The sequence below is a fragment of the Vibrio mangrovi genome (genome assembly GCF_024346955.1).
Lineage (GTDB): Bacteria > Pseudomonadota > Gammaproteobacteria > Enterobacterales > Vibrionaceae > Vibrio > Vibrio mangrovi.
The window spans coordinates 867,978-879,471 of sequence record NZ_AP024883.1 but is presented as its reverse complement, the minus strand read 5'-3'; the positions used below and the strand labels follow the sequence as shown (position 1 = coordinate 879,471).

Annotated in this window: 11 protein-coding genes; 5 read left to right on the top strand and 6 right to left on the bottom strand. The window is 46.3% G+C overall.

Translation table 11 applies throughout. From position 1 onward, the window contains the following. Window positions 1-34: 34 nt before the first annotated feature. Complete coding sequence (serB, locus tag OCU74_RS03910; protein WP_087480340.1) at window positions 35-979, bottom strand: phosphoserine phosphatase; 945 nt, start codon at window positions 977-979, stop codon at window positions 35-37. Between the two features lie 102 nt (window positions 980-1,081). Here serB and OCU74_RS03905 point away from each other — a divergent pair, with 102 nt between their 5' ends. Further along, window positions 1,082-1,690 (top strand): YtjB family periplasmic protein, encoded by a 609-nt coding sequence (locus OCU74_RS03905; RefSeq protein ID WP_087480339.1) that lies wholly within the window; start codon window positions 1,082-1,084, stop codon window positions 1,688-1,690. Between the two features lie 35 nt (window positions 1,691-1,725). Here OCU74_RS03905 and deoD read toward each other — a convergent pair whose 3' ends face one another. The 3 genes from deoD to OCU74_RS03890 all read right to left on the bottom strand — a co-directional run bounded on the left by deoD (window position 1,726) and on the right by OCU74_RS03890 (window position 4,732). Continuing rightward, window positions 1,726-2,445, bottom strand: coding sequence for a purine-nucleoside phosphorylase (deoD, locus tag OCU74_RS03900; protein ID WP_087480338.1), 720 nt, complete (start codon window positions 2,443-2,445; stop codon window positions 1,726-1,728). Window positions 2,446-2,480: 35 nt separating this feature from the next. Next, window positions 2,481-3,257, bottom strand: coding sequence for a deoxyribose-phosphate aldolase (deoC, locus tag OCU74_RS03895; RefSeq protein WP_087480337.1), 777 nt, complete (start codon window positions 3,255-3,257; stop codon window positions 2,481-2,483). A 212-nt stretch (window positions 3,258-3,469) separates the two neighbouring features. After that, a complete protein-coding gene (locus OCU74_RS03890; RefSeq protein ID WP_087480336.1) occupies window positions 3,470-4,732 on the bottom strand; it encodes a NupC/NupG family nucleoside CNT transporter in 1,263 nt (420 codons plus the stop codon). Between the two features lie 679 nt (window positions 4,733-5,411). Between OCU74_RS03890 and OCU74_RS03885 the strand changes: the two genes are divergently transcribed. From OCU74_RS03885 to OCU74_RS03870, 4 genes are all read left to right on the top strand, one after another. Continuing rightward, a complete protein-coding gene (locus tag OCU74_RS03885; RefSeq protein ID WP_234993563.1) occupies window positions 5,412-6,407 on the top strand; it encodes a BMP family lipoprotein in 996 nt (331 codons plus the stop codon). Between the two features lie 420 nt (window positions 6,408-6,827). Beyond that, the gene (locus OCU74_RS03880; RefSeq protein WP_087480335.1) at window positions 6,828-8,396 is read left to right on the top strand and encodes an ABC transporter ATP-binding protein; all 1,569 of its coding nucleotides are present in this window, start codon (window positions 6,828-6,830) and stop codon (window positions 8,394-8,396) included. Beyond that, on the top strand, window positions 8,393-9,502 hold the full coding sequence (locus OCU74_RS03875; RefSeq protein WP_087480334.1) for an ABC transporter permease: 1,110 nt from the start codon (window positions 8,393-8,395) through the stop codon (window positions 9,500-9,502). Before OCU74_RS03880 ends, OCU74_RS03875 begins: the two co-directional genes overlap by 4 nt. A 2-nt stretch (window positions 9,503-9,504) precedes the next feature. After that, window positions 9,505-10,470, top strand: a complete 966-nt coding sequence (locus OCU74_RS03870; RefSeq protein ID WP_087480333.1) for an ABC transporter permease — start codon at window positions 9,505-9,507, stop codon at window positions 10,468-10,470. Window positions 10,471-10,516: 46 nt separating this feature from the next. Here the strand turns inward: OCU74_RS03870 and OCU74_RS03865 are convergent, their stop codons facing one another. Then, window positions 10,517-11,365: a TatD family hydrolase gene (locus OCU74_RS03865; protein ID WP_087480332.1), complete on the bottom strand. Its 849-nt coding sequence runs from the start codon at window positions 11,363-11,365 to the stop codon at window positions 10,517-10,519. Next, a complete protein-coding gene (locus OCU74_RS03860; protein WP_200807689.1) occupies window positions 11,349-11,492 on the bottom strand; it encodes a DUF5363 family protein in 144 nt (47 codons plus the stop codon). The genes OCU74_RS03865 and OCU74_RS03860 overlap by 17 nt, the downstream gene beginning before the upstream one ends. Window positions 11,493-11,494: the final 2 nt, after the last annotated feature.

The window sequence follows — 11,494 nt, the reverse complement described above, 5'->3', positions numbered from 1 at the left end:
AAGATACGGAATCCGGCCATATCTTGCTAATTATTCAGGACTCCAGCATCAGACTTGCAGACAAAATGCAGAGGATTCCACCCAGTTGCGCATAGCGAATTGCTGACCGGGCCTGAGCCACAACTTTAGGTTTCGCGTGAAAAGCAATTCCCAGCCCCGCGGCATCCATCATGATCAAGTCGTTGGCACCATCACCGACAGCCACGGTATTTGCTCTTGCAATACCGTATTCTGTTGCCAGTTTGTGCAGAATATCTGCTTTTATCTGTGCTGAAACAACCTCTCCCAGCACCTTTCCGGTCAACCGACCATCGATGATCTCCAACGTATTAGACTGGGTATAATCCAGCGCTAATGCCTCTTTCAGATAATCGGAAAAATAGGTAAATCCACCGGATGCAACTGCAGTCCGCCATCCCCGCTCTTTCAGCGCATTGATCAGTTCCTGCAATTCAGGCATGAAAGGAAGGTTCACCCGGACCTGTTCCAGAATAGATTCATCAGCTCCGGTTAACTTTGAGACACGCTGACGAAGACTTTGCTCGAAATCGAGCTCTCCCTGCATCGCCCGTTCAGTCACTTCTGAAACTTCCTGACCAACACCTGCGAGCTTGGCAATTTCATCAATGCATTCGATCTGAATAGCAGTCGAATCCATATCCATCAACAATAATCCGGGTTGGCTCAAATCAGGCAGATCATCAATTCTGGCATAATCAACTTTCAACTGCTGAAGGGCTTTCTCATGAGATTCAGTTAAATGTCCTCCCATCAATGCGACATCATAGTCACCAACACGCCAAATCCGGCTCACCGGATTAAACATGCCGGTTAACTCATCGAGACGGGTAAAAAAATCAGACGAAAGTGATACGCCATATAAGAGCCAGTCCGTCTGAATATTTTGCTGTATGCGTTTGTGCAAATGCTCAGCCACTGCAGTATTTTTTGTAATTAACAATGTCTTTTGCGAGTTCATGAAATTCACCTGTAATGAAAGTAACCCGACGTTACCCTATTGCAATTTAAAAACGCAAGTATCAATATGGCTCCAGATACAATTTCTTGTGGTTAAAATACGATGGGTGGTTCTCTGTTCTCGCTACGCGTGGTTTTGCGCATCATTGCAGTACTTAGTGTTGCACTGATGTTTTTCTTTACCGCGGAAAACAGTGTCATGATCAGTAAAGGTAATGAACGGATTCAGGCGAACCAGTTGGAAACACTGACGAAGTTGCTGATTTCTCAGGCTTCGTTAACTGCAAGTGACTTTCTGGTTGAGCAGGATGAAGAAAAACTGAAATCTCTGACCAATCAGCTGGCCCGGGATCGGCTGGTGTTTGATGCCACAATTTATGATGCGGAAGGCGTGCAGATTGCCGCCAGTGATTCGGCACTCAGTGTCAGAGATGTTCTGGGGCTGGATACACCGCTGAAAACAGCAAGTATTGGCAGACAGCAACTGGTTGAGCCGGTATTACATGACAACAATGTTATCGGCTTCATTCGGATAACTTTCGAAACAGGAAAAGTTACCGCCATATCCGATCACCATTATCGGAAAAGTGATCGTTATATGTATCTGATGATTCTGGCAAGTTTTACCAGTGGCATTCTGCTGACACTGTTGTTACGCCGTAAAAGACGTTCCCGCAAAGGGGAAAACCTGCTACTGAAAAATACAGGGTGAATTCCATCACCCTGTAAAATCAATGAAAAGTCACCCTACTGCGCATCACCGATCAAAACCGATTCCAGCGCAATCTCAATCATTTCGTTAAATGTGGTCTGACGCTCCTGGGATGTCGTCTGCTCACCGGTCTTGATATGATCCGATACCGTACAAATCGTCAACGCCTTCGCACCATATTCGGCGGCAACACCATAAATACCAGCAGCTTCCATCTCCACACCGACGATACCGTATTTATCCATCACATCAAACATTTCCGGATCCGGCGTATAAAACAGTTCCGCAGAGAAAAGATTACCAACTTTCACATCAATCCCACGAGCTTTAGCTGCTTCTTCAGCCGCTTTCACCATCTGATAATCAGCAATTGCAGCAAAGTCATGGTTTTTGAAACGGATACGATTAACTTTTGAATCCGTGCAAGCCCCCATACCGATGACAACATCACGGATATGAACATTCTGACTGACCGCACCACAGCTTCCGACCCGAATCACTTTTTTGACACCGAAATCTTTAATCAACTCTGTTACATAGATAGAACAGGATGGAATCCCCATGCCATGCCCCATCACCGAGATTTTCCGTCCTTTATACGTTCCGGTATAACCGAACATATTTCTGACATCACAGACCTGAACAACATCGTCTAAAAATGTTTCGGCAATATATTTTGCTCTGAGCGGATCTCCCGGCATCAATACGACATCGGCAAAATCTCCCATTTCAGCATTAATGTGTGGCGTAGCCATCTTCTTTCTCCTTTATAACAACCAGACAGCTCTGATTAATATGATTCTGAACTCTGAGAAACTTCCGTCCCTTCTAATGTAGCCAGCAGATGATTCAGCAGACTGGATGCACCAAAGCGATAATGTCTGCGATCAACCCACTGGTCACCCAGAATTTCATCGGCAATCGACAGATAATGTGCGGCTTCCTGTGCAGTTTTCACCCCTCCGGCTGGTTTAAAACCCACTTTGTCCGCAACATGCAGATCCCGGATCACTTCCAGCATCATTCTGGCATATTCAGGAGTCGCATTTTCTGCAACTTTTCCGGTCGACGTCTTAATAAAATCAGCCCCGGCACGAATCGCAATTTCAGAAGCTTTCTTTATCAGAGTTTCAGTTTTCAATTCACCGGTTTCAATAATCACTTTAAGTAAGATATCTCCACAGGCAACCTTACACTGTTTCACCAGCTCAAAGCCAACCTGCTCATTCCCATCGATTAAAGCCCGGTAAGGGAAAACTACATCTACCTCGTCTGCACCATAGGCAACTGCCGCTCGGGTTTCTGCCAGCGCAATGTCAATATCATCCCGCCCATGAGGAAAATTAGTCACAGTCGCAATCCTGATGTCAGGTGTTCCCTGCTCCCGGAGTGCTTTTCTTGCAATAGGAATAAAGCGAGGATAAATACAAATGGCAGCCGTTGTCCCGAAAGGCGTGTTTGCATTCCGGCACAGTGAAATCACTTTCTCTTCCGTGTCATCGTCATTCAGGGTCGTTAAATCCATCAGGGTTAACGCCCGAACAGCGGCAGACTGTAATTCATTCATATATCACTCCGTTTTTTAATCAGCCATTTCAGGCAGGAATCTGATAATTTTATCCCACCATCAAGTCAGGGATACAGGAGAATAGAGACTCTGCCGATCACGCAATCGGTTTGGATCTCATTCTTTTCCCATTCATTTGTTCAGCTATGAATAAAAATGCCCCAAGGTATTCACCCTGAGGCATATTCATATGCTGTAATTAACCTGTCGTATTAAAAAGACAGGAAGAAACCAGCTATCGTGGCAGCCATCAGATTCGATAACGTACCGGCAATTACCGCTTTAATCCCCATCCGGGCAATATCATGACGACGATTCGGAGCAATACCGCCCAAACCACCCAACAGAATTGCGATTGAAGAAAGGTTAGCAAATCCACATAGAGCAAAAGAGATAATTGCAGTTGTCTTCTCCGACATCACCTGACCCGTTGCCGCTACGACCTGGGCCTGATCACCGATGTAAGGTACAAGGTTAGAATAAGCCACAAACTCATTCAACACGATCTTCTGACCGATAAATGAACCGGCTGTTGTTGCTTCAGCCCAGGGAACACCAATCACAAAAGCCAATGGTGAGAACACCCAGCCAAGGATAAGATCCAGCGAAAGCTCCGGCATCCCAAACCAGCCGCCAATACCACCGAGCATTCCGTTCACTAATGCAATCAAGCCGATGAATGCCAGTAACATAGCACCAATATTCAGAGCCAGTTGCATCCCGGTTGATGCACCACCTGCCGCAGCATCGATCAGGTTAGACGGCTTATCATCACCCGCATCAAAATCGGTCATTTCATGGCTATCCGGCGTATCAGTTTCCGGCTTCATAATTTTCGCAAACAGTAATCCACCAGGAGCGGCCATAAATGACGCGGCGACCAGAAACTCTAAACGAACTCCCATTGCCGCATATCCGGCCAGCACACTTCCTGCAATAGATGCCAGACCACCACACATGATGGCAAACAACTCAGACTGCGTCATTTTAGGGACATAAGGCCGGACAACCAGCGGGGCTTCAGTCTGACCGACAAAAATATTGGCAGCAGCAGACATCGATTCGGCACGGGATGTTCCCAAAGCTTTTTGCAAAGCACCACCGATAATTTTAATCGCTACCGGCATCACACCGATGTAGTACAGGACAGCGATCAGAGAACAGAAGAAAACAACAGCAGGAAGTACCTGAAAGGCAAAGATAAAGCCAAGGCCATCAACAGAGAAATTGACTAAGTTGCCGAACAGGAATCCTATGCCATCCTTTCCATAGTTAATTACGTTCTGAACTCCAGCGGACAAACCGGCCAGAATATCCCGGCCCCATGGAACATAGAGAACAAAACCACCTAATAAAAATTGGACAGCAAAAGCACCGCCAACCGTTCTGAAATTGATTGCTTTACGGTTATCTGAAAGCAGGAAGGCGATTCCGAGCAGAACAACCATCCCTACTAAGCTCATAAACAAACCCATAGTTTATGAATCCTTATTTGTGAATTATTCGTTTGAGTGGAGGAAGAGTCTTCGGGGCGGATTATACGGAGCAACCTATCAAAAGCAATTACATGTCACGCATTTATCCGCAAAAGAAATTTCATTCACCACAATTATTGATACCAATCACAAAAACAACCAGACTGATACCCCAAATTAACAAAGATAAAACATCAAACATACAAAACTCATACGGCAATATTTGAGTCATACTACAATTTGCAGATGCTTATTCGTTGCACCAAAAAAATAGAATCAGGAAGCAAAAGCGACCGTACCAGATAAACCATATAAGACTTTTGTGGCATATCAAGAATTACATTATATAAGAATATCAGAAACTTGAAGTGAGACATTTACTGCATGGTTATTGCACCAACATGAAACAAAACCTATTGCATTACATAAATAATCAGAGCAGATCACAAAAAATAGCAACATTTGTCATAAAAAATGTTACATTTAACAAAAATTAAACATTAATAATCCTGCATCACATTAAAAGTTAAAAAAAATGTGATCTATGTGAGATAGTCGATTTTTTTTTCTCAGCAAACCGATAGACTGACTAACTGTCTATCTATAAATAAATGCCTTCAATGAATACATTTACTTTGAAGGCAGGTAAACAGTGGCATTTCAATATAGGGATTTAAGTGTGAAAAAGTCCATTCTTAAACTGTCTGCACTAACATTAGCAATGTGTTCATTCAATGTTCTGGCAGAAGCCAAACCAGCAGTCATTTACGATACTGCCGGAAAATTCGATAAATCATTTAATGAAGCTGTCTATCAAAATGGCGTCAAAGCCATGGAAGCAGAAGGACTAAAGGTTCGTGAATTTGAACCTCAGAATGAAGCACAGCGCGAACAAGGATTACGTCGCCTTGCCAGTCGGGGATTCAGCCCAATTGTTGCCGTGGGTTTCAATATGGCTTCAGCAGTAGAAAAAGTCGCAACCGAGTTTCCCCAAATTCATTTCACCATCTTAGATATGGTTGTCGATAAGCCCAATGTCCAGTCAATCGTCTTTAAAGAACAGGAAGGTTCATTTCTTGTCGGTGCATTAGCAGCCAAAGCATCAAAGACTGGCGTGGTTGGTTTTGTCGGAGGCATGGATATTCCACTGATCCGCAAGTTTGAATGTGGTTACGAGCAAGGTGCCAAGTACGCCAATCCTAAGATTACAGTTCTGCAAAATATGACCGGCTCTACACCAGCTGCTTTTGCTGATCCGGCCAAAGGTTCAGAACTGGCAAAATCACAGTTTTCACAGGGTGCTGATGTTATCTATGCGGCAGCTGGCGGAACAGGTCTTGGTGTCTATCAGGCAGCAAAAGATGCAGGAAAGTTTGCCATTGGGGTAGATTCGAACCAAAACCACCTTCAGCCAGGAACCATGCTGACATCGATGGTGAAACTGGTCGGAAAAGCAGCGAAAGAAAGCTGGCAGGAAGAAATGGCCGGAGACTGGAAACCAGGCATCAAATCCCTAGGCCTGAAAGAAAATTCTGTCGACTGGGCTTTGGATCAGTACAACCAGTCTCTGATCACCGAAGAAATGAAGTCATATATGGACACACTGAAAGCCGACATCATTTCAGGAAAAATCAAAGTTCATGACTATATGTCAGACAACACATGTAAGTACTAGGACTCAGGATTACTGCTTCATATCAATCACGCCGCTGCAAAATCAGCGGCGTACTAGGGCGTGTTGACCTTTCATGATTGAATTTTGTTCAATCTGAACGGGTATTGATCGCGGCGCGGGGCATGCTACTTAGCCATTCTAAGTAAATGACCCGCAACAAAGAGCAAGACTCGTTCAGATGAACCCTTTGGGCAGCATTTGTCGCCCATTTATCCAGCGTTAGGTCATAGTTCATGTAGATCGCTACACTTCACATGACCTGCCTTGGCTAAATGCACGACAAATTGCTGCAAAAACCATCATGAAAGGTCAACACGCCCTGTTATTCTAATCAATAATAATTCTAATCAGACAATGTATCGTGATATGAGCAGCCACAATTCAGATGTTATTGTTATTTAAGTTGCAGGAATATTTTACGTGACTCGATCTCAAACTTATGCCATCGAACTCCAAAAGATCGATAAACGATTCGGAGCGGTGCATGCCAACCGAGCCATTGATTTGCAAGTCCCCGCAGGAACCATTCACGGAATCATTGGTGAAAACGGCGCGGGAAAATCAACATTGATGAGCATTATCTACGGTTTCTATCACCCTGATGCCGGTCACATGCAGGTTAACCATCAGGAATACGTCCCCACCAACTCACAAGATGCAATTCGGGCGGGAATCGGAATGGTTCACCAACATTTTATGCTGGTGGATACATTTACCGTACTGGAAAACATCATTCTCGGAGCGGAACAAGGCTGGAAACTTGAAGAAAGCCTGTCGTCAGCCAGAGAAAAACTACACCGGATCGAACAGGATTACGGACTGGAAGTTCCTCTTGATGCGATCGTGGGAGAGCTTCCGGTCGGTCTCCAGCAACGGGTCGAGATCCTCAAAGCTCTCTACCGGGATGCCAGGATTCTGATTCTTGATGAGCCGACCGGTGTTTTAACGCCTCAGGAAGCCGATCACTTATTCGCGATTCTGGATAAACTGCGTAGTCAGGGAACAACCGTTATCATCATTACCCACAAACTCCGGGAAGTTCTGGCAATTACAGATAATGTTTCCGTTATGCGTCAGGGACAGATGGTTGCCCATGTCGCAACAGCGGCAACTAATAAAGAAGAGCTTGCCGAGCTTATGGTCGGACGAAAAGTCAGATTAAAAGTTGATAAAGAAGCAGCTCAACCGAAAAAAGAGCTGATCCGCGTAGAAAAACTCAGTTATATCGACAGCTCCGGTGTGAAGCGAGTAAAAGATATCAGTTTTTCTGTTCGTGAAGGGGAATTGGTCGGAATCGCCGGGGTTTCAGGCAATGGTCAGTCAGAAATTCTGGGACTTCTTTCCGGTATGCTAACCCCAACCGAAGGTCAGATATCCTTAAACGGTCATACCATCGACGCAGATAATCCAGCTGATCCTCAACAAATTCGGGCTATGGGTGTCGGCCATATTCCCGAAGATCGCCATAAACAGGGCTTGATCAATAAATTTGAGGCACAGGAAGCCTATATCCTTGGTTATCATCACCTGCCTAAATACAACAAAGGGTTACTCCAGAATAAACAGGCGATTGCTCAAATCTGTCAGGAAAGCATGAAGAAGTGGGATGTTCGCCCGAATGATATCAACCTGAAAACGGCCAACTTTTCCGGCGGAAACCAGCAAAAACTGGTGATTGCCCGGGAAATGGAAGAAAACCCGGATGTGTTGCTGATCGGTCAGCCGACTCGCGGGGTTGATATTGGAGCAATCGAATATATTCACCAGCAGATCATTGCCTGCCGGGATGCAGGAAAAGCGGTTCTTCTGGTCTCGGTTGAACTTGATGAAATTCTGACTCTGGCTGACAGAATCATTGTGGTCTTCGATGGCGCTATCGTTGGAGAAATCAGTGCAGATCAGGCCGATGAAAAAACACTGGGGCTGATGATGGCCAATATCGTTCCTGATCATATCGGCAACCCTGCAAATCAAGGAGACAATGCATGAGTCAGGTCAAAGTTCCTGCCTGGGTGACGATTGGACTTCTCCCGGCGATCAATGTCATGGTCGCATTTTTAGTCTCAGCCCTGTTATTTATTTATATTGAAATCAATCCACTTGATGCGATTAAAGTCATGTGGACCGGAGCATTCGGCTATGCCGAAGGTATCGGCTATACACTTTATTACACCACGGGCTTTGTCTTCACCGGATTAGCCGTCGCCGTCGCCTATCATGCCGGACTATTTAATATCGGTGTCGAAGGTCAGGCTTATATCGGTGGTTTAGGTGTCGGACTGATCTGCCTGACTCTGGGAGAATATGCACCCTGGTATATTGTATTTCCGTGTGCCGTCCTGGCCGGAGGACTATTTGGTGCCGCCTGGGCATTTATTCCTGCCTATCTGCAGGCCAAAAGAGGTTCACATATTGTTATTACAACAATCATGTTCAACTTTATCGCAGCCTCTCTGATGGCTTATTTGCTGGTGGATATTCTCAAACCGGAGAATACCATGGCAACAGAAAGCCGGGTCTTCGCAGCCGGAAGCTGGTTACCGAAGATGCATGACATTCTGGCTGTATTCGGTATTCAGATGGCTTCCAGTCCCTTAAATCTCAGTTTCATTTTTGCATTATTGTGCTGTGTGCTGGTCTGGCTGTTTATCTGGCACACCCGCTGGGGATATGAAATTCGTGCTATCGGATCTAATGCTTCGGCAGCAGCTTATGCTGGTATCAGCTATGTCAAAGTGATTGTCATCACTATGCTGATTTCAGGCATGCTGGCCGGATTTTTTGGCATTAATGTTCTACAGGGTGAACTTCACCAGATTAAGCTCAATTTTGTCGAAGGCTTTGGCTTTACCGGAATCGCAGTTGCCCTGATGGGACGTAACCATCCGGTTGGTGTGCTGCTTGCCAGTCTACTGTTCGGTTTCCTGTATCAGGGTGGAGCGGAACTGAGCTTTGAATACGGCGTAGACCGCAATATTGTCGTTGTTTTGCAAGGGCTGGTGATTCTGTTCTCCGGAGCATTAGAACACATGTTCAGACCCACACTTGAACGAACTTATCTGCGTCTGTTCAGCACACAAAAACAGGGAGCGTAATGATGTTTGAAACGATAATCCTGATGCTTGATGCCACCATTCGTGTGGCGACGCCCCTGATTCTGGCTTCACTGGCAGGGATGTTCAGTGAACGCTCAGGGGTGGTGAATATTGCTCTGGAAGGAAAACTGCTGTCCTCAGCGTTTGCCGGAGCTGCCGTTGCTCATGTAACCGGTTCGGCCTGGCTGGGGCTTCTTGCCGGTGTGGCGATATCCGTTCTGCTTGCCCTGCTACATGGTTTTGCTTCTATCACACATAAAGGCGATCAGGTCGTCAGTGGTATGGCAATCAACATCTTAGCAACCGGCCTGACAATCACCCTCGGACGTTACTGGTTCCACCAAGGCGGCCAGACACCAGCTCTGAGCGGTGCTGCCCGTTTTGCACCAATCCATCTGCCGGGTGCCGATGCACTTGCCAACACCCCGGTCATCGGATTGCTTTACTCAGAGCTGCTCAGTGGTCATTCCATCATTGAATATATGGCGTTCGTGATTGTTCCACTGTCGTGGTATGTTCTGTTCAAAACTAAATTCGGCTTACGTTTGAGAGCAGTCGGAGAAGCACCGGCTGCGGTTGATACAGCAGGAATCTCGGTCGTTGGGATGCGTTATGGTGCAATGGTTCTGTGTGGCATCCTCGTCGGTCTGGGCGGTGTTTACCTTTCTGTCGGACAAACGGCCCAGTTTATTCCGAATATGAGTGCCGGTAAGGGCTATATGGCGCTGGCTGCGTTAATCTTCGGCAAATGGCGTCCAATGACGGCAATGAGCGCTTGTCTGCTGTTCGGTTTCCTCGATGCACTGGCAATTCGCCTTCAGGGTGTCAGCATCGGAGATTTCCCAATCCCGGTTCAGGCCATCGAAGCCCTGCCTTACCTGCTGACAGTCTTCCTGCTTGCCGGATTTATCGGCAAAGCGATTGCACCAAAAGCCATTGGCGTTCCTTATACCAAAGAACGCGAATAGCGTTTTATTTCTGACCAGGCTCTTCCGGCTTGCCGGAAGAGCTTTTTCAGGAACAATGAAGGCCAAAGATCTGATGGCTGTTAAACCATAACGTTTCAGCAATATCTGTGATACTACATGCTCTCAACTGAGCCAGTTCCTGCAGAACCAGCGGCAAATACTTCGGATGGTTATCCTGCCCCTGCAACCCATACAGCGGCATATCCGGCGCATCAGTTTCCAGCACTAAAGCATCGAGAGGTAACCGGGCCACAGTCCGGCGTGTTTTTGCTGCCCGAGGGTAAGTAATCACGCCACCGACCCCGATTTTAAATCCCAGTTGAATAAATGCCTGAGCCTGTTGCTCACTTCCTGAGAAAGCATGAAGAACTCCACCCTGAGTAAATTTATGCTGTTTGAGAAGTTGTAACAGACGTGCCTGAGTCTTTCTGCTGTGCAGAATAACCGGTAACCCGGCATCTCTGGCTACACTCAACTGCGCTATGAATATTTCTTCCTGAGAAGAGAGCGGCACATCGACAATCGCATCCAGTCCGCATTCACCAATCGCCACACAATTTTCGTCGTGCTCAGCCAGATAAGCTTCCAGACAGGAAATCCGCTCCCGGAGATTCATAGCGCCGCCGTCAGTCATTGAACCGGTGCCAGTCATAAAACCAGTATCAGTCGTTAAAAAATAAGGGTGAAAACCGAGTGCATAAAATAGCTGCTGAGGTGCCATGGTGGTCAGTTTTTTCACCGCATCCCAGTTATTCATACCAACAGAAGGAATCAGGAGCCGGGTTACACCGGCATCATAAGTCTGCTGCCAGGACAACGCAGTATCAGACTGAAACGGCTGAAAATCAAAATGGCAGTGAGTATCGAACAAGCGCGGCTTAACTATCTTTTCCATGCTTTTGCTTTGCATCTGTCATCTCACTCCGGTAAGGCACACAACTCCTTTTTTGCTCCGGCGTTAATCCCATACGCCGGCACCAGTTATCGTAACGGACCAGACAACGTTTCAACCAGCGTAACATAC

Excerpts from the sequence above, each read along its gene's own strand:
- OCU74_RS03870 (WP_087480333.1), top strand. The coding sequence starts at position 9,505 with ATGTTTGAAACGATAATCCTGATGCTTGATGCCACCATTCGTGTGGCG.
- OCU74_RS03875 (WP_087480334.1), top strand. The coding sequence starts at position 8,393 with ATGAGTCAGGTCAAAGTTCCTGCCTGGGTGACGATTGGACTTCTCCCG.
- deoC (WP_087480337.1), bottom strand. The coding sequence starts at position 3,257 with ATGAATGAATTACAGTCTGCCGCTGTTCGGGCGTTAACCCTGATGGAT.
- deoD (WP_087480338.1), bottom strand. The coding sequence starts at position 2,445 with ATGGCTACGCCACACATTAATGCTGAAATGGGAGATTTTGCCGATGTC.
- OCU74_RS03865 (WP_087480332.1), bottom strand. The coding sequence starts at position 11,365 with ATGGAAAAGATAGTTAAGCCGCGCTTGTTCGATACTCACTGCCATTTT.
- OCU74_RS03890 (WP_087480336.1), bottom strand. The coding sequence starts at position 4,732 with ATGGGTTTGTTTATGAGCTTAGTAGGGATGGTTGTTCTGCTCGGAATC.
- OCU74_RS03905 (WP_087480339.1), top strand. The coding sequence starts at position 1,082 with ATGGGTGGTTCTCTGTTCTCGCTACGCGTGGTTTTGCGCATCATTGCA.
- serB (WP_087480340.1), bottom strand. The coding sequence starts at position 979 with ATGAACTCGCAAAAGACATTGTTAATTACAAAAAATACTGCAGTGGCT.
- OCU74_RS03860 (WP_200807689.1), bottom strand. The coding sequence starts at position 11,492 with ATGTTACGCTGGTTGAAACGTTGTCTGGTCCGTTACGATAACTGGTGC.